Origin of the sequence: Methylosinus sp. KRF6, from assembly GCF_018887255.1 — a bacterium.
Lineage (GTDB): Bacteria > Pseudomonadota > Alphaproteobacteria > Rhizobiales > Beijerinckiaceae > Methylosinus > Methylosinus sporium.
Map to the genome: position 1 here is coordinate 3,442,457 of NZ_JAHLJF010000001.1, position 22,844 is coordinate 3,465,300.

General features: G+C 65.0%; 23 protein-coding genes and 1 tRNA gene. 8 read left to right on the forward strand and 16 right to left on the reverse strand.

Annotated elements, in window-relative coordinates; genetic code table 11:
- Nucleotides 1-16: 16 nt before the first annotated feature.
- The 4 genes from rfbA to rfbB are packed head-to-tail and all read right to left on the reverse strand — an operon-like array spanning nucleotide 17 to nucleotide 3,429.
- Entirely contained in the window at nucleotides 17-886 is an 870-nt protein-coding gene (gene rfbA / locus KP010_RS16215) for a glucose-1-phosphate thymidylyltransferase RfbA (protein WP_142861722.1), read from the reverse strand.
- Nucleotides 887-888: 2 nt separating this feature from the next.
- A complete protein-coding gene (gene rfbD, locus KP010_RS16220) occupies nucleotides 889-1,785 on the reverse strand; it encodes a dTDP-4-dehydrorhamnose reductase (protein ID WP_142861754.1) in 897 nt (298 codons plus the stop codon).
- Between the two features lie 8 nt (nucleotides 1,786-1,793).
- Entirely contained in the window at nucleotides 1,794-2,351 is a 558-nt protein-coding gene (gene rfbC / locus KP010_RS16225) for a dTDP-4-dehydrorhamnose 3,5-epimerase (RefSeq protein ID WP_142861723.1), read from the reverse strand.
- A 28-nt stretch (nucleotides 2,352-2,379) separates the two neighbouring features.
- Nucleotides 2,380-3,429: a dTDP-glucose 4,6-dehydratase gene (gene rfbB / locus KP010_RS16230; protein ID WP_142861755.1), complete on the reverse strand. Its 1,050-nt coding sequence runs from the start codon at nucleotides 3,427-3,429 to the stop codon at nucleotides 2,380-2,382.
- Nucleotides 3,430-3,840: 411 nt separating this feature from the next.
- On the opposite strand from rfbB, the gene KP010_RS16235 reads away from it, so the two are divergent.
- Nucleotides 3,841-5,067, forward strand: coding sequence for a TCR/Tet family MFS transporter (locus KP010_RS16235; protein ID WP_108916629.1), 1,227 nt, complete (start codon nucleotides 3,841-3,843; stop codon nucleotides 5,065-5,067).
- Between the two features lie 93 nt (nucleotides 5,068-5,160).
- Nucleotides 5,161-6,399, forward strand: coding sequence for a M48 family metallopeptidase (locus KP010_RS16240; RefSeq protein WP_142861724.1), 1,239 nt, complete (start codon nucleotides 5,161-5,163; stop codon nucleotides 6,397-6,399).
- 3 nt (nucleotides 6,400-6,402) lie between these two features.
- On the opposite strand, the gene phhA is transcribed toward KP010_RS16240, so the two are convergent.
- Both phhA and KP010_RS16250 read right to left on the reverse strand, forming a co-directional pair.
- Nucleotides 6,403-7,269: a phenylalanine 4-monooxygenase gene (gene phhA / locus KP010_RS16245; protein WP_216281204.1), complete on the reverse strand. Its 867-nt coding sequence runs from the start codon at nucleotides 7,267-7,269 to the stop codon at nucleotides 6,403-6,405.
- 69 nt (nucleotides 7,270-7,338) lie between these two features.
- A complete protein-coding gene (locus KP010_RS16250) occupies nucleotides 7,339-8,706 on the reverse strand; it encodes a tryptophanase (protein ID WP_142861726.1) in 1,368 nt (455 codons plus the stop codon).
- 104 nt (nucleotides 8,707-8,810) lie between these two features.
- Here KP010_RS16250 and KP010_RS16255 point away from each other — a divergent pair, with 104 nt between their 5' ends.
- The gene (locus tag KP010_RS16255; protein WP_142861727.1) at nucleotides 8,811-9,542 is read left to right on the forward strand and encodes a cytochrome c biogenesis CcdA family protein; all 732 of its coding nucleotides are present in this window, start codon (nucleotides 8,811-8,813) and stop codon (nucleotides 9,540-9,542) included.
- Between the two features lie 5 nt (nucleotides 9,543-9,547).
- Nucleotides 9,548-10,273, forward strand: coding sequence for a class I SAM-dependent methyltransferase (locus KP010_RS16260; protein ID WP_142861728.1), 726 nt, complete (start codon nucleotides 9,548-9,550; stop codon nucleotides 10,271-10,273).
- Between the two features lie 266 nt (nucleotides 10,274-10,539).
- On the opposite strand, the gene KP010_RS16265 is transcribed toward KP010_RS16260, so the two are convergent.
- The 6 genes from KP010_RS16265 to KP010_RS16290 all read right to left on the reverse strand — a co-directional run bounded on the left by KP010_RS16265 (nucleotide 10,540) and on the right by KP010_RS16290 (nucleotide 13,885).
- Nucleotides 10,540-10,615: transfer RNA gene (locus KP010_RS16265), tRNA-Lys, on the reverse strand.
- Nucleotides 10,616-10,735: 120 nt separating this feature from the next.
- Entirely contained in the window at nucleotides 10,736-11,803 is a 1,068-nt protein-coding gene (gene obgE / locus KP010_RS16270; protein WP_142861729.1) for a GTPase ObgE, read from the reverse strand.
- A gap of 13 nt (nucleotides 11,804-11,816) precedes the next feature.
- Nucleotides 11,817-12,419 carry a GNAT family N-acetyltransferase gene (locus tag KP010_RS16275; RefSeq protein ID WP_142861730.1) on the reverse strand — a complete coding sequence of 201 codons (603 nt, stop codon included), beginning with the start codon at nucleotides 12,417-12,419 and terminating at the stop codon, nucleotides 11,817-11,819.
- Between the two features lie 198 nt (nucleotides 12,420-12,617).
- A complete protein-coding gene (gene rpmA / locus KP010_RS16280) occupies nucleotides 12,618-12,887 on the reverse strand; it encodes a 50S ribosomal protein L27 (RefSeq protein WP_108916636.1) in 270 nt (89 codons plus the stop codon).
- Nucleotides 12,888-13,030: 143 nt separating this feature from the next.
- A complete protein-coding gene (gene rplU, locus KP010_RS16285) occupies nucleotides 13,031-13,348 on the reverse strand; it encodes a 50S ribosomal protein L21 (RefSeq protein WP_024878998.1) in 318 nt (105 codons plus the stop codon).
- A gap of 147 nt (nucleotides 13,349-13,495) precedes the next feature.
- Nucleotides 13,496-13,885 (reverse strand): helix-turn-helix transcriptional regulator, encoded by a 390-nt coding sequence (locus KP010_RS16290; protein ID WP_142861756.1) that lies wholly within the window; start codon nucleotides 13,883-13,885, stop codon nucleotides 13,496-13,498.
- An 81-nt stretch (nucleotides 13,886-13,966) separates the two neighbouring features.
- On the opposite strand from KP010_RS16290, the gene KP010_RS16295 reads away from it, so the two are divergent.
- Nucleotides 13,967-14,716, forward strand: a complete 750-nt coding sequence (locus KP010_RS16295; RefSeq protein ID WP_142861731.1) for a glucose 1-dehydrogenase — start codon at nucleotides 13,967-13,969, stop codon at nucleotides 14,714-14,716.
- A gap of 57 nt (nucleotides 14,717-14,773) precedes the next feature.
- Here KP010_RS16295 and KP010_RS16300 read toward each other — a convergent pair whose 3' ends face one another.
- From KP010_RS16300 to rfbF, 4 genes are all read right to left on the reverse strand, one after another.
- Nucleotides 14,774-15,271: an RNA polymerase sigma factor gene (locus KP010_RS16300; protein WP_142861732.1), complete on the reverse strand. Its 498-nt coding sequence runs from the start codon at nucleotides 15,269-15,271 to the stop codon at nucleotides 14,774-14,776.
- A gap of 795 nt (nucleotides 15,272-16,066) precedes the next feature.
- Nucleotides 16,067-17,443, reverse strand: a complete 1,377-nt coding sequence (gene rfbH, locus KP010_RS16305; RefSeq protein WP_142861733.1) for a lipopolysaccharide biosynthesis protein RfbH — start codon at nucleotides 17,441-17,443, stop codon at nucleotides 16,067-16,069.
- Complete coding sequence (rfbG, locus tag KP010_RS16310) at nucleotides 17,440-18,552, reverse strand: CDP-glucose 4,6-dehydratase (RefSeq protein WP_216281206.1); 1,113 nt, start codon at nucleotides 18,550-18,552, stop codon at nucleotides 17,440-17,442. Before rfbG ends, rfbH begins: the two co-directional genes overlap by 4 nt.
- Entirely contained in the window at nucleotides 18,549-19,322 is a 774-nt protein-coding gene (rfbF, locus tag KP010_RS16315) for a glucose-1-phosphate cytidylyltransferase (protein WP_108916644.1), read from the reverse strand. Before rfbF ends, rfbG begins: the two co-directional genes overlap by 4 nt.
- A gap of 236 nt (nucleotides 19,323-19,558) precedes the next feature.
- On the opposite strand from rfbF, the gene KP010_RS16320 reads away from it, so the two are divergent.
- The 3 genes from KP010_RS16320 to KP010_RS16330 are packed head-to-tail and all read left to right on the forward strand — an operon-like array spanning nucleotide 19,559 to nucleotide 22,793.
- Nucleotides 19,559-22,087: a DNA translocase FtsK 4TM domain-containing protein gene (locus KP010_RS16320; RefSeq protein WP_142861735.1), complete on the forward strand. Its 2,529-nt coding sequence runs from the start codon at nucleotides 19,559-19,561 to the stop codon at nucleotides 22,085-22,087.
- On the forward strand, nucleotides 22,084-22,512 hold the full coding sequence (locus KP010_RS22830; protein WP_253203654.1) for a hypothetical protein: 429 nt from the start codon (nucleotides 22,084-22,086) through the stop codon (nucleotides 22,510-22,512). The genes KP010_RS16320 and KP010_RS22830 overlap by 4 nt, the downstream gene beginning before the upstream one ends.
- On the forward strand, nucleotides 22,509-22,793 hold the full coding sequence (locus tag KP010_RS16330; RefSeq protein WP_142861736.1) for a pentapeptide repeat-containing protein: 285 nt from the start codon (nucleotides 22,509-22,511) through the stop codon (nucleotides 22,791-22,793). Before KP010_RS22830 ends, KP010_RS16330 begins: the two co-directional genes overlap by 4 nt.
- The last annotated feature ends 51 nt before the right edge of the window (nucleotides 22,794-22,844 follow it).

Genomic DNA, 22,844 nt, shown 5'->3' on the forward strand with positions numbered 1-22,844 from the left:
CTCGGCCTGAGCGGTCTCAACGTTCTCGCGCCACTTGCGTCAGATAGGCGCCATATTGGCTCTTGACCAATTTCTGCGCGGCGGCGCGCAGCGTGTCGGCGTCGATCCAGCCTTGGCGGAAGGCGATCTCCTCGAGGCAGGCGATGCGCTGCCCCTGCCGCAGCTCTATCGCGCGCACATATTCCGCCGCCTCCAGCAGCGAGGCCGGCGTTCCGGTGTCGAGCCAGGCGAAGCCGCGTCCCAATCGCTCGACCGTCAATTCGCCGCGCTGGAGATAGATGTTGTTGAGATCGGTGATCTCCAATTCGCCGCGCGGCGATGGTCGCAGCTCCGCCGCGAAATGCGGCGCGCGCTCGTCATAGAAATAGAGGCCCGTGACCGCCCAATTGGATTTGGGCGCCTTCGGCTTCTCCTCGAGCGACAGCGCGCGGCCATCGGCGTCGAAATCGACGACGCCGTAACGCTCGGGATCGGCGACGTGATAGGCGAAGACGGTGGCGCCGCGGCGCGGCGCCTTCGCCTTGGTCAGCGATTCGGTGAGGCCATGGCCGTAGAAAATATTGTCGCCGAGCACGAGCACCGAGCTTCGCCCTTCGACGAAGCTCGCGCCGATGACATAGGCCTGCGCCAGCCCATCCGGGCGCGGCTGCACGGCGTAGGTGAAAGAGACGCCCCATTGCGCGCCGGAGCCGAGCAGGCGCCGAAAGGCCGCTTCATCTTCCGGCGTCGTGATCACGAGAATTTCGCGCACGCCGGCGAGCATCAGCGCGCTCAGCGGATAATAGATCATCGGCTTGTCATAGACCGGCAGCAATTGCTTGGAGACGGCGAGCGTCGCGGGATGAAGTCGCGTTCCGCTGCCGCCGGCGAGAATGATTCCACGCATTTTCAGGCTCCTCGGTCTGTGGGGCCGGCGAGCAGCCTGTCGACGCAGGCTGCGAGCGATCGGCGCCAGTCTGGCAGAGCGACGCAATAGACATGTGAAAGCTCGGCGTTGTCGAGGCGCGAATTGGCCGGGCGCCGCGCCGGCGTCGGAAAATCGGCGGTCGCGATGCGACGCACGCGCACGGCTCGACGGCCATGTTCTGTCGCGCGCGCGAAGATCGCCTCTGCGACATCGGCCCAGCAGGCTTCGCCGGCGCCGGTCATGTGAAACACGCCGCGCAGCTGCGGCGCGCCGTCCTGCCGCAGGCGGGCCGCGACGGCGAGCGCGGCGTCGGCGAGGTCGAGCGCGCTCGTCGGATTGCCGAGCTGATCGGCGACGACGCCGACCTCCTCGCGCGTCTCGCCGAGGCGCAACATAGTGCGCACGAAATTCACGCCGAAGGGGCTGTAGACCCAGGCCGTACGGAGAATGACCGAGTTCGGACAGAGCGCGGCGACGCGCCTTTCGCCTTCGAGCTTGGAGCGGCCATAGGCGCCGAGCGGCGCGGTTGCGTCGTCCTCGCGATAGGGACGCGGCGCGGAGCCGTCGAACACATAATCGGTGGAAAAATGGATGAGCGGAACGCCGAGCTCGGCCGCCGCCTCGGCGACATGGCCGGCGCCCTCGCCATTGACGCGAAACGCGAGCTCTTCCTCCTGCTCGGCCTTGTCGACGGCGGTATAGGCGGCGGCGTTGACGATCACATCGCCGCGCGCGTCGAACAACGCCGCGCGCAGGCCGTCGCGGTTCAATAGATCGAGACGCGGCCGGCCGAGCGCGACAATTTCCGCCGCATCCGTCGCGCGCTCACGCAGAGCGGTGACGAGCTGGCCCTGCGTTCCGGTGACGATGATGCGCATCGGCGCGCTCACGCGAATGTTTCGACGAGATCGCGCAGGCGCGGCCAGCGGCGATCCTTCTCCGAAAGAATGGCGCGCTCGGGAGCGATCGGCCAGGCGATGTCGAGATCGGGATCGTCGAAGGCGAGTCCGCGATCATGCGGCGCCGAATGGAAATTCGTCACCTTGTAGAGGACCTCCGTATCGGGTTCGAGCGTGCAGAAGCCATGCGCAAAGCCCTTCGGCACGATGAGCTGGCGCCCGTTTTCGGCGGAAAGCGTGACGGCGACATGGCGTCCGTAGCTCGGCGACGAGCGGCGAATATCGACCGCCACATCCAGAATTCGGCCGCGCGCCACTCGCACCAGCTTGTCCTGCGCGAAAGGCTCGGTCTGGAAATGCAGCCCGCGAATGACGCCGATGTCGCGTGAGAACGAATGATTGTCCTGGACGAAGCAGAAGGACGGCAGTCCGTGCTCCTCCCATCGCCTTTGATTATAGGTCTCGGAGAAAAAGCCGCGGGCGTCGCCGAACCGATCCGGCGTGACGATCTTGACGCCTTCGAGCGCCGTGTCTTCGACCTTCATACTATCCTCTTAGGGGCGGCGCTGGGCGTCACAGGGCGGAGCCGAGACGCTCGCCGCGATATTTGCCGGAGCGGATCGCCGACCACCACTCCTCATTGTCGAGATACCAGCGCACGGTTTTGCGCAGCCCGCTGGCGAAGCTCTCCTTGGCGCGCCAGCCGAGCTCGCGCTCGATTTTCGAGCAATCGATCGCATAGCGCAGATCATGGCCCGGACGATCCTGCACAAAGGCGATCAGCTCGCGATGGGAGCGCACGCGGGGCCTGAGCTCATCGAGACTATCGCAGATCGCCTGCACCACTTCTATATTGCGCATCTCGGAGCGGCCGCCGACATTATAGGTCTGGCCGACGGCGCCGGCGCGCATGACGGTGAGCAGCGCCTCGGCGTGATCCTCGACATAGAGCCAGTCGCGCACATTCTCGCCGCGCCCATAGACGGGCAGGGGCTTCTCCTCCAGCGCATTGAGAATGACGAGCGGAATGAGCTTCTCCGGGAAATGATAGGGGCCGTAATTATTAGAGCAATTGGTGATTATGGTCGGCAGGCCATAGGTCTCGCGCCAGGCGCGGGCGAGATGGTCGGAGCCCGCCTTGGAGGCCGAATAGGGCGAGTTGGGCGAATAAGGCGTGTCCTCGCGAAACAGTCCTTCGGCCCCGAGCGCGCCGAACACTTCATCGGTCGAGACATGCAGGAAGCGAAAATTCGCGGCCTTCGCCGCATCGAGGCGGCGCCAATAGTCGAGCGCGGCGGAAAGCAGGGTGAAAGTGCCGACGACATTGGTCTCGATGAAGGCGGCCGGCCCGTCGATGGAGCGATCGACATGGCTCTCGGCGGCCAGATGCATCACTGCGTCGGGCTGGAAGGCGTCGAAGGCGGCGGCGACGGCGGCGCGGTCGCATATATCGGCGCGACGGAAGGAATAGCGCGGATCGCCGGCGATCGGCGCGAGCGAATCGAGATTGCCGGCGTAAGTGAGCTTGTCGAAGACGAGCAGCTCATGCGGCGTCGTCTCGATGATGCGGCGCGAGAGCGCAGAGCCGATGAAGCCGGCGCCGCCGGTGACGAGGATGCGCATCCTATCGCCCGATCCGTTCATGGTCGGCGGCGTTCGTCGCCAGGGAGAGAAAGCGAGAGGGAGGGAGAAAGCGAGAGGGAAGAGGCATTTGCAACAAGCACTCTGTTCCTGGTCTCGAGGATCCGTCGCCCGGCCGTCGACCCTGCAAGGTTCTTTCTTTTCAATCCGCGCCTATTGAAAGATCGCGACGCCGCTGTCAACTCCGGCTCGTCGCGGCGTTCCGGGAAGAGTCGGCGAATTATGTCTTTTATGCGGCTTTTCTCGTTCGGACGGCGCCCTTTCCCGGACGCCCGGTGGTTGTGGCCGTCGAGTTTGGAGTTGTTCCAGACTCCTTGCGCCGGACGGCGGTTTCGCGCTATCCCGCGATTAATCGGGCCGCGACGGATCGTCGGCCGTGCAGAAGAGTAATCGATGTTTCAGCGTCCCGGCAAGGCGGCCTTCGCCTTCATTCTCGTCACCGTCGCGCTCGACATGCTGGCGCTCGGCGTGATGATTCCGGTGCTTCCCAAGCTCATCGTGGAGTTCGAGGGCGGCGATCTCAAAAGCGCCGCCGTGGCGACGGGGGTGTTCGGTTTCGCCTGGGCCTTGATGCAATTCCTGTTTCAGCCCGTGCTCGGCGCGCTGTCCGATCGTTTCGGCCGTCGGCCGGTGGTGCTCTTGTCCAACCTCGGCATGGGACTCGATTACGTGTTCATGGCGCTGGCGCCATCCTTGTCCTTCCTCTTCGTCGGCCGGCTGATATCGGGCGTGACGGCGGCGAGCGTCTCGACGGCGACGGCCTATATCGCGGACATCACCGAGCCGGAGAAGCGCGCCGGCCGATTCGGCATGATCGGCGCGGCTTTCGGCGTCGGCTTCATCCTCGGCCCGGCGCTCGGCGGCGTGCTCGGCAATCATGATTTGCGCTATCCGTTCTGGGCGGCGGCGGCGCTGAGCCTGCTCAATGCGGCCTATGGCTATTTCATCCTGCCGGAATCGCTCGCGCCGGAGAAGCGCGCCGGCGCCGTCCTCTGGCGCAGCGCCAATGTGCTGGGCTCGCTCGATTTTCTGCGTCGCGACCGCTCGCTGGCGCTGCTCGCCGTCGCGATTTTCCTCTCCTATCTCGCGCATGAATCGCTGCCGAGCCTCTTCGTGCTCTACACCGAATATCGCTACCATTGGGACGCCGAGACGACCGGCTGGGCGCTGGCCATCGTCGGCGTGTCGCAGACGGTGGTGTCCGGCGGGCTGGTGCGGCCGGCGGTCAAGCGCTTCGGCGAGCGCGCGACGCTGGTCGTCGCTCTGGCGGCGGGCGCGCTCGGCTTCGCGGCCTACGCCTTCGCGCCCACGGGCGGGATCTTCATGGCGGCGCCGCCGCTCATCGCCCTCTGGGCCATGGCCAATCCGGCCTTTCAGGGCCTCGCCACGCGCTTCGCCTCGGCTTCGGAGCAAGGGCGGCTGCAAGGCGCGCTGTCGAGCCTGCGCGGCGTCTCCGGCATGGTCGGGCCGTTGTTCTTCACGCAGATTCTCTCCCTCTCGATCGGCGCCGGCGGCTTTCCGGGGGCGGGCTATTTCGTCGCGGCGCTGCTGCTCGCGGCGAGCCTTTTCGTGGCGCGCAGCGCCGTGAGCGCCGCCGTGGCCGATCCCGCTTCCGTCTGAATCGAGATGGCGGTTCGACGTCGCAATCCGCCGCGCGGGCGCTTATATTGACGGCGCGCGCGGACCTCTCGGCCGGCGCGTCGGGAGATGTGCATGAGCTTCGTCGCTGCGGTCGTCTATTTCGCCCTTCTCGCTTCGGCGGGTCTCGGCGTCTATCTGAAAGCGCGCCAGAGCCGCGCCGCCAGCGCCGATCGCGAGACGCCACCCGCTGAATTCGCCGCCGCCGTCACCATGGAGGAGCATCGCCGCGCCGCCGATTACACGGTCGCGCGGATGCGGCTCTCCGTCGGCGAGACTTTGATCGACGCGGCGATCTCGGTCGCCTGGCTCGCCCTTCTGCTCGGCCCGCTCTATGCGCTGCTCGCGCAATTCATCGCGCCGGGGCTGACGCTCAGCGTCGCCGTCGTCGTCGCGGTGGCGATCGTCGATCATCTGCTGCGCCTGCCGCTGTCGCTGGTCGAGACTTTCGGCCTCGAGGCGCGCTTCGGCTTCAATCGCACGACGCCTTCCATGTTCCTGCTCGACGAGGCGAAGGGGGCGGCGCTGTGGCTGCTGTTCTTCATTCCCTTGCTCTATGGGCTGTTCTTCGCGGCGCGCTTCTCGCCCGATTATTGGTGGCCGGCCGGCTTCGTCGCAGCGGTGGCGCTGCTGCTCGCCATGACGGTGATCTATCCTTCCGTCATTGCGCCGATGTTCAACCAGTTCACGCCGCTCGAGGATGCGGCGCTGAAAGCGCGCATGGAGGAGCTGCTGGCGCGCTGCGGATTTCAATCGGGCGGGCTCTTTGTGATGGACGCCTCGACGCGCTCCACCCATGGCAACGCCTATTTCTCCGGCTTCGGCAAGGCCAAGCGCATCGTCTTTTTCGACACTCTGCTGCGCAAGCACAGCGCGGACGAGATACTCGCCATTCTCGCCCATGAGCTCGGCCATTATAAATTCGGCCATGTGCGGCAGCGGATTTTCCAAGCGGCGGGCTTTCTCTTCATCGGCTTCGCGGCGCTGCATCTCGCCTTCGAGCGCGGGCTCGGCGGCGCCTTCGGCCTGCCGAATGATCCGGGGATCATTCTCGTCATCGCGCTGACGGCGGCCGCGCCCATTCTGCATCTTCTGTCGCCGCTCACCAATTTCCTGTCGCGCCGGGCGGAGTTCGAGGCCGACGGCTTCGCCAAATCCATTTATGGCAAGGAGCCGATGGTGAGCGCGCTCACCAAGCTCTCGCGCGACAATCTCGCGACGCTGACGCCGGATCGGCTCTATGCGCTATTCTATTACTCGCATCCGCCGGCGCCGATCCGCATCGCCGCGCTGCAGGAGGCGAGGGGCGCCTGACCGTCAGGCGGCGTGCGCCTCGCCGCCGAAATAATGGAAATCGCCGCGCGTGATCAGCGCATCGCCGGGCGCGATCTCATGCGGCGCGAGATCGGCCTCCGACCGCAGCCGGTCGTAGATGGGGCCAAAATCGCGATAGCAGGCCTCGAGCAAGCGCTCGAATCCATCGACGACGAAATAGCACTGCTGGAAATCGTCGATGATGTAATTGGTACGCATCACCCGCTCGAGATCGAAGCCGATGCGATTGGGCAAGGAATCCTCGAGCGAGAAAACCGTCTCCGCCGGCGAGGAGAGAATGCCGGCGCCGAAGACGCGCAGCCCCGCAGGCGTCGCCAGCAGCCCGAACTCCACCGTATACCAATAGAGCCGCGCCAGATTGGCGAGCTGGCCGCGCGCCAGCGCCCGCCGTCCGCCTTCGCCATAGGCCTGCAGAAAGCGCGCATAGACGGGATTCGCCAGCAGCGGCACATGGCCGAAGATGTCGTGAAAGACGTCCGGCTCTTCGAGATAATCGAGCTCCTCCTCCGGGCGAATGAAGGCGCCGGCTGGAAAGCGCCGATTGGCGAGATGCTCGAAAAAGACGTCGTCGGGAACGAGGCCGGCGACGGGAACGACGCGCCAGCCGGTCAGCGCGGAAAGGCGCGCGCTCAGCACGTCGAAATCGGGAACGCCGGCGGGCGCGAGCGCGAGCGCGTCCATGGCGGCGAGATATTCGTCGCAGGCGCGGCCGGGCAGAAGCGCGGCCTGACGGGCGTAGAGCCGGCTCCAGCGATCATGCTCGGCCGCGCTATAGGAGGGCCAATTCTGCTCGATCGTCCAATCGTCGCGGCGGGGCGCGTCGGTGTAGCGGTTCTTGCCCTTCTCCATGCGGCCCTCCTTCAGCGAAAGCCGGGTTCTCGAAATAGATAGGCGCGCGCCGGCCGCCCGCAAAGCCGCTCACCCCGGCGCGAAATGCGCGGTGAAATGGCGCAGGAAGGGCGCCTGCCGCACGATTCGGAAGGGCGGGATCGCGGCGCGCTCGCGGAATACGTTCTCGATCGCCTCGATCACATAATCGAAATGGCTCTGCGTGTAGACGCGGCGCGGAAAGGCGAGGCGCACCAATTCGCGCGGCGCGGGCGTTTCCGTTCCATCTGCGGCTCGGCGGCCGAACATCACGCTGCCCAATTCGACGCCGCGCACGCCGCCCTCGAGATAGAGCGCGGCGGTGAGGCCGACGCCCGGAAAATCCTTCGCCGAAAGATGCGGGCAAAAGCCCGCGGCGTCGATGAACACCGCATGTCCGCCGGCCGGCCGCACGATCGGAACGCCGCGCGCGATGAGGCGGGAGGCGAGATAGTCCACCGTCGCATGGCGATAGCGCTGGTATTCCTCCTCCAGCGCCTCCTCGAGCCCGACGGCGATCGCCTCGAGATCGCGGCCCGCGAGTCCGCCGTAAGTAGGAAATCCTTCCGTCAATATCAGCAGATTACGAAAATCCTCCGCCCAGCGATCGTCATTGCAGGCGAAGAATCCGCCGATATTGGCGAGCCCGTCCTTCTTGGCGCTCATCGTCGCGCCGTCGCAGAGCGAGAACATTTCGCGCGCTATGTCGATGAGCGAATGATCGGCGTAACCTTCTTCCCATAGCTTGATGAAATAGGCGTTCTCGGCGAAGCGGCAGGCGTCGAGCACGAGCGGTATTCCTCGCTTTGCGAGCAGGGCCTTTGCGGCTCGAATATTGCCGAGCGAGACGGGCTGTCCGCCGCCGGTGTTGTTGGTCGCGGTGATCATGCAGAAGGGAATTGCCTTCCTCTCGCGCGCGATGACGCGCTCCAGCGCCGCGAGGTCTATGTCGCCTTTGAAACGCGTCTCCGCATGAATATCGCCGGCTTTCGGGCTCGGCAGATCGAGCGCCGTCGCGCCGACATATTCGATATTGGCGCGCGTCGTGTCGAAATGGCTGTTGTTGGGGACGATATCGCCCGCCTTCAGCCGCGTCGCGGCGAGAATGCGCTCCGCCGCGCGGCCCTGATGCGTGGGAAAAATATGCTTGAAATTGGTGATGCCGCGAATGGTCTTCTCGAAACGCCGCCAAGACCTACTTCCGGCATAGCTCTCGTCGCCCATCATCAGCGCGGCCCATTGCCGATCCGACATGGCGCCTGTGCCGCTGTCGGTCAGAAGATCGATGGTTATGTCTTCCGCATCGAGCAGAAAAACATTGTAATGCGCGGCCTTCAATCGCTCCTCGCGGTTTTCCCGCGTAGTGATCGGCAGCGCTTCGGTCATTTTGATGCGGAACGGCTCGATGATGGTGCGCATGTTTCCGCCTCCTTCATCGTGCGAAGATAGGGCGCGGCGAGGACGCCGCTTTGCGTAACCTCGCCGGCTGTGGCAAAAGCGTCGGTGCGACAAGAGGAGACCTCATGGCGGCCGACGTCACTTATCCAGCCGCTGCTGCGGCGGGCGTGCTCTCTTTCCTCAGCCCTTGCGTGCTGCCATTGGTGCCGCCCTATCTCACCTTCATCGCGGGTGCGAGCCTCGAGGAGCTGACACACGCCGGCAAATCGCGCGCCCGGCGCGACGTGCTCATCGCCTCGCTTTTGTTCGTCGCCGGCTTCTCGACGGTCTTCGTCGCGCTGGGCGCGACGGCGAGCGTCTTCGGCAAGGTGCTGCGCGCCAATCTGGAAATTTTGTCGATCGCCGCCGGCGTCGCCATCATACTCATGGGCCTGCACTTCCTCGGCGTGTTCAAGATCGGCCTGCTCTATCGCGAGAAGCGCCTCGAGGTCGGCCGTCCGGTCGGGCGTCTCGGCGCCTATGTCATGGGCCTCGCCTTCGCCTTCGGCTGGACGCCCTGCATCGGTCCGATTCTCGCCGCCATTCTCGCCGTCGCCGGCTCGCAGGAGACGGTCGGCAAAGGCGCCGCTCTGCTCGGCGTCTATTCCGCCGGGCTCGGCCTTCCTTTCCTCGGCGCCGCGGCGGCGATGGGGCCGTTCATGGGCTTCATGCAAAAGTTCAAGAAGCATTTCGGCAAGGTGGAGAAGGTCGTCGGCGCGCTGCTGGTGCTGACGGGCCTCGCCTTCCTCACCGGCGGGATGCAGAGCTTCTCCTTCTGGCTGCTGCAGACCTTTCCGGGTCTCGCGAATTTCGGGTAATCGCCATGTCTCAGCGCATCGATGAAAATCTCTTCACCGGATCGATCGGCGCCGAATATCGAATGCTCGAGCTCATCTGCCCTAATGCCGCGCTGCTCGCCCGCCGCGTGGCGGAGCGCGTCGCGCATTGGCGCGAGGGCATCGCGCTCGAGGTATTGGAGATCGGCTGCGGCACGGGCGTGAGCACGCTTCCCTTGCTCGCGGGACGCGACGATCTCCATGTCACCGCGATCGACAGCGCCGCCAAAATGCTGGACCAGGCGCGCTCTCATCTCGCCGATTTCGTCGCCGCCGGCCGCCTGCAATTCGTGGAAGCCGACGCGCTCGGCTTTCTCCGCGGCCTGCCCGAGGCGAGCGTCGACGTCGTCTCCTCGAATTACGCGGTGCATAATTTCCTCGACGATTATCGTCGGGAATTTCTCGCCGAGATTTTCCGCGTGCTGAAGCCGGGCGGCATTTTCGTCAATGGCGACCGCTATGCGATGGACGACCGCGCCGCGCATCTCTCCGCGACTCAAGCGGAGGTGCGCAGCTGGTTCCAAAAGCTCGGGACGCTCGGCCGCTATGATCTGCTCGAGGATTGGATCGCGCATCTCTTCAGCGACGAATCGCCCGAGCATGTGATGTATCTGGCGCCGGCGCTGGAGCGCATGACGGCGGCAGGCTTCGTCGATGTTCGTGTCGAATATCGCGAAGGCGTGGACACGCTGCTGACCGCGGTCAAGCCGTAACGGGTCCCAGAAAAGAAAAACGCCGGACGTACCTCCGGCCCGGCGTTAGAGCCCGCGACGGCATGTAGCCATCGTTTGCTCTTCGACATAGCTAGCGCCGCGCCATGACCAGACAATGACAAGAGCGCGGCAATCCTGAGATTGTCGCGCGCGCGAGTTCTGGCTTGGTCGACAGGGTGAAGCGCGGCCGAGGCGGCTGTGCGCTGATAATGCGAAGATCTCGCTCTTACGAGTCTTTCGCCAGGCCGATATCGGCTTTGATTTATTGGTGGGCGCACAAGGGCTCGAACCTTGGACCCGCTGATTAAGAGTCAGCTGCTCTACCAACTGAGCTATGCGCCCGTCCGTCGCTTCGGCTGGCGCCGAATGAGCGGAACGAGGTGGCAAATACCCAATGACGTCGCTCATGTCCAGCGCTGAAAAGAAAAAATCGTCACATTTCTGTTTCGATCTCTCTTCGCCTCACGGCCGCCATTCCGGCGCGGGCTCGGCCGCCGTCGCTTCCTCATGCGCGGCTGTCTCCTTGGCGGCCGCCAGTGCGCGCAGGGCCGCCGTCACGCCTTCGCTGGTGGCGGAGGACAGCAGCAGCAGGGTAGGGCGTTCTGTGGCCCCCGCAGGGCCGGCGGAGGCCATTGCGCGTTTGAGGCGCTCTTTCTGCTTCTTCAAATGTTCGGGCTCGGCGGCGTCGATCTTCGACAGCGCGACGATCTCGCGCTTCTCGTCGAGCTCCGCGCCATAGGCGGCGAGCTCGCGGCGGACGATCTTGTAATCCTTGCCAGCGTGCTCGCCGGTTGCGTCGACGAGATGCAGCAGCGCGCGGCAGCGCTCCACATGGCCGAGGAAACGATCGCCGAGCCCATGGCCGTCATGCGCGCCCTCGATGAGTCCGGGAATGTCGGCGAGCACGAATTCGCGATCGTCCACCCGCACCACGCCGAGGCCCGGATGCAGAGTGGTGAAAGGATAATCGGCGATCTTGGGCTTGGCGGCGCTGACCGTGGCCAGAAAGGTCGATTTGCCGGCATTGGGCAGGCCGATCAGCCCAGCGTCGGCGATCAGCTTCAGCCGCAGGATGAGCGTGCGCTCTATCCCCTCCAGGCCGGGATTGGCGCGGCGCGGGGCTCTGTTCGTCGAGGTGGTGAAATGCAGATTGCCGAAGCCGCCATTGCCGCCGCGCGCGATGATGGCGGTCTGTCCGACTTCGGTCAGATCGGCGATCAGCGTCTCGCCGTCCTCCTCGAGAATCTGTGTGCCGGCGGGCACTTTCAGCACGGCGTCGGCGCCCTTGGCGCCATGGCGGTTCTTGCCCATGCCGTGGACGCCGGTCTTGGCCTTGAAATGCTGCTGATAGCGATAGTCGATGAGCGTGTTGAGCCCATCGACGCAGATCGCCACCACATCGCCGCCGCGGCCGCCGTCGCCGCCGTCCGGCCCGCCGAACTCGATGAATTTCTCGCGACGGAAGGAGACGCAGCCGGCTCCGCCATCGCCCGAGCGCACATAGATTTTCGCCTGATCCAGGAATTTCATGGCTGTTTCGAACTCATGTCGCTTGCAGCTTCGGGCGCCGCGCGCCGAAGCTCGTCGGAACGGCGCCGCGCCGCAGGTCGAATAGCTCCACATCGACCTCGCCGCCGCGCGCCGGCGCCGGGAATTTGCCCTGTCCCGCGCGGGTGAAGCCCAGCTTCTCATGCACCCGCAGCGAGGCGGCGTTGCTCGGCAGCGCGCTGGAGACGATTCGCTCCAGCCCGGTCATGCCGAACACCATATCGATGAAGGCGCCCGCCGCTTCGCTCATCAATCCTCGTCCCCAATAGGGCCGTCCCAGCCAGAAGCCGATCATGCCCGTCCCGCGCCCATTCGCCCCATGCACGCCGATCACGCCGATCGCCTCGTCCGCCTGGCGCTTCTGCGTCAAGGCGAGGGTGAGGCCGGCGCCGCTGGCGTTCTCCGCGCGCGCAGAGAGAATGAAGCTTTCCGCGTGATAGGACTCATATGGGTGCGGAATGCGCGCCGTCTTCAAGGCGACCTCGGGATCGCCGGCCAGACGGCAGATCGAGCCCTGATCGGCGGCGCGCGGCCAGCGCAGCCACAGTCTCGGGGTCTCCAATCTGAAAATATCGTCGCGGGCAATTTCCGGAAACATCCGAGGCTCCATGGCGGCCGAGTGCGAAAAGAGGCCGAAAAATGACGAAGGGGAAGCGGCGTTCCGCTTCCCCTATCGACCCTTTGAGGCCTTTTTCCGGACTTTGCGCCTGGAGCTTCGCCTTTAAATCGCGAAAGCTCGAGGACCAAATCCGCCGGGGATCGAAACGCCGGCGGAAGGTCCTCGTAGAGCCTCCGCCTATTCGGCGGCCGCAGCCGCCGGCTCGACGACCGCTACCGAAGCGCGGCCGCCGCTGGATTTGAACAGGACCACGCCGTCGACGAGCGCGAACAGCGTGTGATCCTTGCCCATGCCGACATTGCGGCCGGGGTGCCATTTGGTGCCGCGTTGGCGCACGATGATGTTGCCGCTGATCACGGCCTCGCCGCCGAACTTCTTCACGCCGAGACGGCGACCGTCGGAGTCGCGACCGTTGCGCGACGAGCCGCCCGCTTTCTTGTGAGCCATTGTTCTCGCTCCTCGATTTTCACGCCGAGCCGGCGCCCGCCGCTCGGGGGGCCGCGCCGGGCGGCCGCTGAATTGGTGCGCGCGCCGAACGCGCGGCGCGCATGGGTTCTTCTATACGCCGCCGGGCGGCTTACGCCAAACTCTCAGGCGCCGGCCTCGATGCCGGTGATGCGCACGATCGTCAGATCCTGGCGATGGCCGCGCTTGCGCTTGGAGTTCTGGCGGCGGCGCTTCTTGAAGGCCAGCGTCTTGGGGCTGCGGGCCTGCTCGGCGATCTCGCCGGTGACGCTCGCGCCCGCGACCAGCGGCGCGCCGATCTTGGCGGAGCCCTCGGCGCCGACGAACAGAACTTCGTCGAAGGTGATCTTGTCGCCCGCCGCGCCCTCGAGGGCCATGACGGTTATCGTGTCTCCGGCGGTGACGCTATATTGCTTCCCGCCGGTCTTGATGACTGCGAACATCTCTTTTTCCTGTGTTCGTCCCGGCTCTGGCGACGATGCGCCGGCCGGCTTTTTGGCAGTTGACCGGTTTTTGCTCCGCTCTTCGCGCCGAAGCATCGACGCAAAAAGAAAATCGCGGCGAAACCGCCGCGACGAAGCGGGAAAGCCCTAGACGGGCGCGGCGTCTTTGTCAATCGCCGTTCGGGGCGCCGATTCGGCCGCGGCCTCGATCTTCTGCCGCTCATAGGCGGAGATGATCGACTGCACCATGGGGCCGAAGCGCTCGGCCAGCTCTGCGCAGCGAGTCGAATTGATCAGCTCCACGCCGCGGCGCTCGCTGCGGATGAGCCCGGCCTCCCGCAATATGCGGAAATGCTGCGAGAGCGTCGATTTGGCCAGCGGCGCCTGGTCGAGAACATTCAGGAATTGCGAGCAGTTTTGCGCGCATTCCGACGCTGCCAGCCGGGTGAATATCTGCACGCGCACAGGGTCGGCCAGGGCGTAGAGAATCCCTTCGACAGTGATCTCGTCCAGCCGCGGATGGTGGAGCTTCCTCATGCGCCACGCTAGCACGATTGACATTCATTCAGTAGTTCCGTATTTCAGAACTAATGAATTTAGCGCGAAAGGAGCGCAGTCATGGGTCGTCTTTCAGGAAAAATCGCGGTCGTCACCGGCGGCAATAGCGGCATAGGCTTCGCCACGGCGGAGCTTTTCGCAAAGGAGGGCGCGCAGGTGGTCGTCACCGGCCGGCGGAAGGCGGAACTCGATGCGGCGGTCGCTCGCATCGGCGCGAGCGCCGTCGGCGTGCCGGGGGATGTTTCGTCGCTCGAAGATCTCGATCGGCTCTACGCCGAGGTGAAGGAGCGCTTCGGCCGCATCGACATTCTCTTCGCCAATGCCGGAGTCATCCGTCTCGCGCCGATCGAAGCGGTGAACGAGGCCTTCTTCGACCACATGTTCGACATCAACGTCAAAGGCCTGCTGTTCACCGTGCAGAAGGCGCTGCCGTTGTTTTCTGAGGGCGGTACGATCGTGCTCAACTCGTCGATCGCCAATACGGTGGGCACGCCCGGCTTCGGCGTCTATTCGGCGACGAAGGCGGCCGTGCGCTCCTTCGCCCGCACTTGGACGGCCGAGCTGAAAGACCGCAAGATTCGCGTCAATGTCGTGAGCCCCGGCCCGATCGAGACGCCGATCTTCGACACGATGGGCCTCTCCGAGCAGCAGCACGATGAATTGGCAGGGCAATTGGAGACCAGCGTTCCGCTCGGCCGCTTCGGCAAATCGGAGGAGGTGGCCGAGGTCGTTCTATTCCTGGCCTCCAGCGCGAGCAGCTATGTCGCCGGCGTCGATCTCTATGTCGATGGCGGCATGGTGGCCGTCTGATCGATCATGACAATTCGCCGCCGCTGATCGGATCACGATCGGCGGCGGCTTTTTCGTTCAAAGATCGAAATCGCGCCTCATCTCGTCGATCGCCCTTGCGAGATGACGCTCCACCGTTCGCACCGATACGCCGACGCGCGCCGAAATCTCGGCGCTGGTCAAATGCTCGAGGCGCTTCAGCAGAAAAATCTCTCGATGCAGCGGCTGCAGGCGCGCGAGCGCGGCGCGCAGCTTCTGATGTTCCATCAGCGTGGCGATGGCGTCGCTGGATGGGGATTGCTCGGGAGGAGGCGCGGCGTGCGCGGTCTCTTCCACAAAGCGCGAACGAATGCGGTCCCGGCGTATGGCGTCGACCGAGAGATTGGCGGCGATGCGGAAGAGATAGGCGCGCGGACTTTCGAGATTGGCGATATCGACGCGCTCCAGCGCGTGGAGATAAATGTCCTGCACAATGTCTTCCGACTCTTGCGCGCCGACGCGCCGGCGCGCGAAGCGGCGCAGAGCGGGGGCGTAATCCTGATAGAGCGCGTCCAGCTCTTTCGTCGAGGAGGTCATTTTGCGCCCTCCTTCGTCTCGATGCGAGAAAGCAGGGCGGCGACGCCCGCGCGAGGCTCCGGTTTCGGCATTTGCAACCCCTTTTTCGAGCTCCTCGGAGCTCCCGTCGTTTCTTGAAAAAAGGCGAAGTTCGGCGCTGCGCGCGAAAGATCTCGCGCGCGAAAAAATCTCGGAACGCGCGTCGGCGTCCGCTGGACGCGACGCGGACGGCGTCACGTCTCGGCAGGCTGCGGCTCGCGAGGGGAGACGAGAATGTCTTGCGGGAAGATCAGAGCGCGGCCGGCGGACCGCGCGCGACAAAGCCGAGGCCCGTTACGCGCGGGCGTATCCTCGTTTCGCCGGGCCGGCGCGAGGAGGAGCGCCTCGAATGCGGGTAGGAAAGGATGTGTGAGGAGGCTGCCTCGAGATATGCGGAGCTATGAGCCGAGCAGCCGAGCGCGCAACATTGGAGTGTTCGGCAATGTCGATCGTGAGGCGAGCCGCCGCCCGTCTCGCTCGATTGGCAGAGCGAAGCGACGGAGAGAGTGGGTTCGGCGAAGGCCGAAGCGCCGAGATAGGGCAGGGATTGAAGGATGATGACGCAGAGCAGGAGCGCGAGGCTTCCCGAAATGCGGCGAGTCACGAATGATCGGCCGAACATCCACTGCATGAAACGAGGATATAACATCGGCGCCACCCGTACGCAATCAATACGCGTGTTATGATATTTATAAACTACAATCGAATTGCGTCGCCGCTGCGACAATTCCGCCGAAGCTGGCGCCGGCTCGATGAAAATGCGCAACGCGACGTGCGTCAGGCGGCGCGCCAGCGTCCGGAATCGGCGACGAATTCGTCGATCGACTCGGCGATATAGGCGATATGCGCCTCGCTGAGGCCCGGATAGACGCCGACCCAGAAAGTGCGGCGCATGATGACATCGGTGGCGGAAAGCGCGCCGGCGACGCGATGCGGGCGGTCCTTCATATAAGGCTGGCGCAAGAGATTGCCGCCGAACAGCAGCCGCGATCCGATGCGGCGCTCGGCGAGATGACGCAGCAGCGACTCGCGCCCAAAAGGCGCATCCTCGCGCAAGGTCAGCGCGAAGCCGAACCAGGAGGGATCGCTGCGCGGCGTCGCCTCGGGCAGCAGGAAAACATCCTCATAGGGGCGAAGCGCTTCCTTCAGCAGCGCGAAATTGCGCTTGCGCGCTTCGATGAAGCCCGGCAGGCGCTCCATCTGCGCCAGCGCCACGGCGGCCTGCATATCGGTGATCTTCAGATTATAGCCGAGATGCTGATAGACATATTTGTGATCATAGCCGAAGGGCAGATCGCCCGATTGCCATTCGTAGCGCTTCTTGCAAGTGTCGTCCTTGCCCGGTGCGCACCAGCAGTCGCGGCCCCAGTCGCGAAAGGATTCGACGCTGCGTCGCAGCACGGAGCGCGAGGTGAACACCGCGCCGCCTTCGCCCATCGTTATGTGATGCGCGGGATAGAAGCTGAGCGTGCCTATGTCGCCGAATGTGCCGACCTGGCGCCCGTCATAGAGCGAGCCGAGCGCGTCGCAGCAATCCTCGACCAGCCACAGGCCATATTTTTCGGCGATGCGCGTCACCTCGGCGAGATCGAACGGATTGCCGAGCGTATGGGCGATCATTATGGCGCGCGTGCGCGGCGAGATCGCCGCCTCTATGAGATCGGCGCGGATATTGTAGGTCGGTATGTCGACATCGACGAAGACCGGTGTCATCCCATTCTGCAAAATGGGATTGAGCGTCGTCGGAAAGCCGGCGGCGACGGTGATGACCTCGTCGCCGGGCTGAAGCGCGCGCTCTTTGAGCAGCGGCGAGGTCAGCGCGGTGAGCGCCAGAAGATTGGCCGAGGAGCCGGAATTGACGCTCAGCGCATGGCGGACGCCGATGAACTCTTCCAGCGCCTTCTCGAAAGCCGCATTGAAGCGCCCGGTGGTGAGCCAGAAATCCAGCGCCGAATCGACGAGCGTCTGCATCTCGCTTGCGCCATAGACCTTGCCGGAGACGGGAACGGCGGAGGCGCCGGGACGAAACTCCGGCGTCGCATGGGCGATCTCGGCATAGCGGCCGACGAGCGCCAAAATCTGCTCGCGCAGCGCTTCTTTCTCATCCGCTATGTCGGCGGCGGCGTGCGAGGCGGCGGCTGCGGGCAGGGTCATGGCGTTGCTCCGGGCGTGCTCGCGCCGCGCTCGGCGGCGTCCATGCGTCTCTCATAGGCGTCGATCTGGGCGAGCGATGTGGTCGCCACATCCTCGCCGCGGCGGCGGCGCGATTCCCAATCGACGATCGCCTCCAGCGCCTCGAAGATCGACCATTGCGGGCGCCAGCCGAGCCGGCTGCGCGCCTTGGCGGAATCGAGCTTCAGCAAATGCGCCTCATGCGGCTCGTCGCCGCCGCTCTTCATCCAGCCGGCGCCCTCGCCATAGGCGCGGCAGAGCGTGTCGGCGATCTCCGCCACCGTGCGCTCGCCGGAGGGATCAGGGCCGAAATTCCAGGCTTCCGCGAAGGGCGCGCCATCGCTCCACAGACGCTCGGCCAGCGTCAGATAGCCGGCGAGCGGCTCCAGCACATGCTGCCAGGGACGCACTGCGCGCGGAAAACGTATTTGCGCCGTCTCGCCGCGCTCCAACGCGCGCAAAATATCGGGCACGAGCCGATCCGCGGCCCAATCGCCGCCGCCGATGACATTTCCGGCGCGGGCCGTGGCCAATGCGGCGCCGCGTGTGGGGTGATCGGCCGTTGCGAAATAGGAATTGCGGAAGGAGGCGGCGACGAGCTCCGCGCAGCCTTTGCTGGCGCTATAGGGGTCGAAGCCGCCCATCGCCTCATTCTCGCGATAGGCCCAGGTCCATTCGCGATTCTCATAGCATTTGTCGCTGGTGACGATGACGATGGCGCGCGCCGAGGGCGCCCAGCGCAGCGCCTCGAGCAGATGCGCCGTGCCGAGCGCGTTGACCTCGAAGGTCTCGATCGGATCGGCGTAGGAGTAGCGCACGAGCGGCTGCGCAGCGAGATGGAAGACGATCTGCGGCTCGAATTCTCGCACTGCGCGCGTCAGCCGTTCGGCGTCGCGAATATCGCCGATGACGCTTTCCATCTTCTGGTCGAGGCGCGTGAGCGCGAAAAGGCTGGGCTCGGTCGGCGGCGCCAGCGCATAGCCCGCCACATTCGCGCCGAGGCGCGTGAGCCATAAGGAGAGCCAGCCGCCCTTGAAGCCGGTGTGTCCGGTGACGAGGACGCGCTTGCCGGCCCAGAAGGACGCGTTCACGCCCAGACCTTCCAGGGCGCCTCGCCGCCGCTCCACAATTGCTCGAGGAAACGCTTGTCGCGCAGCGTGTCCATGCATTGCCAGAAGCCGTCGTGGCGATAGGCGCGCAGCTGCCCGTCGGCGGCGATGCGGGTCAACGGCTGCTGCTCGAGCGCGGTCGAATCGCCGTCGATATAATCGAGCGCCTTCTTCCACATCACGAAGAAGCCGCCGTTGATCCAGCCGCCGTCGCCGCGCGGCTTTTCATCGAAAGAGCGAATGTCGTCGCCATCCATTGTGACGGCGCCGAAGCGGCCGGGCGGACGCACCACCGTCATGGTCGCGAGCCGGCCATGGGCGAGGTGATAGTCGATCTCGCCCGCTATATCGATATCGGCGACGCCATCGCCATAGGTGAGGCAGAAGGGCTCGTTGTCCGGCAGATAATCGGCGATGCGCTTCAGGCGCCCGCCAGTCATCGTCTCTATGCCGGTGTCAACCAGCGTGATCCGCCAGGGCTCGGCCATCTTATTGTGGACGATGGTCTTGTTCTCGGCGAGGTCGAAGGTGACGTCGCTCATATGCAGGAAGTAGTTCGTAAAATAGTCCTTGATGAAATAGCCTCTATAGCCGAGGCAGACGATGAACTCGTTGACCCCATGCTGCGAGTAGATCTTCATTATGTGCCACAGGATCGGCTTGCCGCCGATCTCGATCATGGGCTTGGGGCGATTGTCGGTCTCCTCGCTGAGGCGCGTGCCGAGACCGCCTGCGAATATTACGGCCTTCACGCGCGGTCTCCTCGAGAATGCGAGGGCGCTCCTCGGCGAATCGGGGCGCGCCACTCACGCAGTCTAGCCTCGCGCCTTGTGCGAGCCTGTCGCGCGAATGGCGCGCCGCAGCGCGGGAGGCGTCAGGGTTAATCGCCCCTTAACCCCGCCTGCCTACCCTCGGCCGTCATGTCAGCCGATGAGCCCCTGAGGGCGCTTCGCTGTTTTTTCGATCGTCGCGAGTGGGCTCATTCGTCATGATGCGCAGCAACGCATTCCGCCACGTCTCCGAGCCGGTGCGCGAGTTCACGGCGCGGCGAGCGGCGGAGCTCGCCGGCGCGGCGCTGATAGCGGCGTCTTTCGCGGCGGCTCTGGCGCTCGTCTCCTGGTCGGCGCGCGATCCCTCCTTCAATCATGCGACCACCGGGCGGGTGCGCAATCTGCTCGGCCCCGGCGGCGCTGTCGCCGCAGATATATTGATGCAGCTGCTCGGCCTCGCGGCGATCGCGGCGATATTGCCGATCGCCGCGCAGGGCCTGCGGCTCGTCACCCAGCGCGCGCTGCATCGGCCGCTGCTGCGCTTCGGCTTGTGGATCATCGGCGCGCTCGCGGCCGCCGCCGTCGTCTCGCTTCTACCCGTCACCGACCGCTGGCCGTTGCCCACCGGGCTCGGCGGCGTGCTCGGCGACGCTGTGCTGGCGCTGCCGCGCCGCTTTTTCGGCGATTCGGCGGCGGCCATGGCGCTGGTCGCGCTCATCGGCGCCGGAACCGCCATTCTCGCCCTCACCGGCGCCGCCGGCTTCGGCTTCGAGGCGTCCGCCGGCGCGCATTCGGATGACGATCCCATCGAGCGCCGCGGCCATGACGAAGAGGATGACGAGCCCGGCGTCGCCATCGTCTCGCTCGGCGCGCTCATCCATGCGGGGCTGACGATCAAGACGGCGGTCGCGCTTCGCTTCGCCGCTCTGCTCGCGCGCCGCAACAAGCCGGCCGAGGTCGAGGAGCATTCCGGTCCGCCGCTGCTCTCGGCGCGGCGCGAGCCGGTTTTCGACGCTTTCTCTTTCGTCCCGCCGCCGGCGCCCGCGCGCGCCGCCGCTCCGGCCGCCGCGCCGCGCGAAGAAGACCATGACGAGCCGCCGCCGGCCTCCGCCCGCGTGATGGAGCCCGCCGGCCCGCTGAAGCAGGGCAAGCGCGTGATGCGCGAGCGCCAACCCTCTCTCTTCGAGAGCCGCAACGAATCTCTGCGCTACGAGCTGCCGCCGCTGCTGCTGCTGAGCGAGCCGAAGAAGCAGGCCGCGGCCGCCAAAATCTCGCAGGACGCGCTGGAGCAGAACGCGCGCTTGCTGGAGGGCGTGCTCGAGGATTTCGGCGTCAAGGGCGAGATCATCAATGTGCGCCCCGGCCCGGTGGTCACGCTCTATGAGCTGGAGCCGGCGCCCGGCATCAAATCGTCTCGCGTGATCGGCCTCGCCGACGATATCGCGCGCTCCATGTCGGCGGTCTCGGCGCGCGTCGCCGTGGTTTCCGGCCGCAACGCCATCGGCATAGAGCTGCCCAACCATCGCCGCGAGACGGTTTTCCTGCGCGAGCTGCTCGCCTGCGAGGATTTCGAGAAGACCAAGCATCGCTTGGCCATAGCGCTCGGCAAGACGATCGGCGGCGAGCCGGTCATCGTCGATCTCGCGCGAATGCCGCATCTGCTCGTCGCCGGCACCACCGGCTCCGGCAAATCGGTCGCCATCAACACCATGATTTTGTCGCTGCTCTACCGGATGAAGCCGGAAGAGTGCCGCCTCATCATGGTCGATCCGAAAATGCTCGAGCTTTCGGTCTATGACAACATCCCCCATCTGCTGACGCCCGTCGTCACCGACCCCAAAAAGGCGGTGGTGGCGCTGAAATGGGCGGTGCGCGAGATGGAGGACCGCTACAAGAAAATGTCCAAGCTCGGCGTGCGCAATATCGAAGGCTTCAATCAGCGCGTCGTCGAGGCCCAGGCCAAGGGCGAGATCATCACCCGCACCGTGCAGACCGGCTTCGATCGCGAGACCGGCGAAGCGATTTTCGAGCGCGAGGAGATGGAGCTGCATCCTCTGCCCTTCATCGTCGTCATCGTCGACGAGATGGCGGATCTGATGCTGGTCGCCGGCAAGGATATCGAAGGCGCGATTCAACGCCTCGCGCAAATGGCGCGCGCGGCCGGCATTCATCTCATCATGGCGACGCAGCGTCCTTCGGTCGATGTCATCACCGGCACGATCAAGGCCAATTTCCCGACGCGCATCTCCTTCCAGGTGACGTCGAAGATCGACAGCCGCACCATTTTGGGCGAGCAGGGGGCCGAGCAGCTCTTAGGACAAGGCGACATGCTCTATATGGCCGGCGGCGGCCGCATCTCGCGCGTGCACGGGCCTTTCGTCTCGGACAATGAGGTCGAGAAGATCGTCGCGCATCTGAAGACGCAAGGCCAGCCGCAATATCTCGACGCCATCACCACGGAGGACGAGCCTTCTGAGGAGGCGGCGGAGAGCGCCGCGCCGGGCTCCATGGATGCGGAGGAGGGCGCCGATCTCTACGACCGCGCCGTGGCGATCGTGCTGCGCGACCGCAAATGCTCGACGAGCTACATTCAGCGTCGCCTGTCGATCGGCTACAATAAGGCCGCGTCGCTGGTGGAGCAGATGGAGCGCGAAGGCGTGGTGGGCCAGGCCAATCACGCCGGCAAGCGCGAGATTCTGGTGGGCGGCGGGATAGACCGCGGGGCGTTCGATATAGACGCGGCGTGAGCGGCCGTCCCCGGCTGGAGATCTCGATGCAGTGGTGGCTGACGTTATCCGAGATCATCCGCAATCTGGGGTTGCTCGTCGGGGGAGCCATTGGCGTCTATCTGGGCTGGAACCGAGTGACGGTCGCTAACCGGCAGGCCGAAGCTCAAATGCGTCAGACCGAGTTGACGCGCCGCGATCATGTCGCTGAACTCTTCAACAGAGCCGTGGGTCAATTGCAGGACGAGAAGCTCGAGGTTCGGCTCGGCGCGATTTTCACTCTCGAGCAGATTTGCCGGGATTTCATCGACCTCTCCGGCCCCGTCCTTCAGTTGCTGACTATATATTTGAAGGAGAACCGGGTAGATTATGGAGACGCCGAGCCCCCGGCGGATGTCCGCGAGATCATCCGACTGGTGCGGGATCGGGGAGGACGCGAGACATGACGCAGGCGGCCAGATACGGAAAGGGCCAATTTAAAATCGACCTCGCCGGCGCGTTCATTCGCCGAACGGACCTCAGCAACGCCAATTTGGAGGGCGCCGATCTGAGCCGGGCCGATTGCGCCAATGCAATTTTCCGTGGCGCGAATATGAAGGACGCGATTTTGGACGGAACCGTTCTGAAGGGAGCGGATCTCACGGGCGCACGCAATCTCACCAAGGCGCAGATCGCTCGGGCGATCGTCGACGAGAGAACCATCCTTCCTTCCGATCTCGCCGACTGACCGTCTAATTCGGTCATGAACCGCCCTCGGCCGGGATGTCGCCAGACGTCA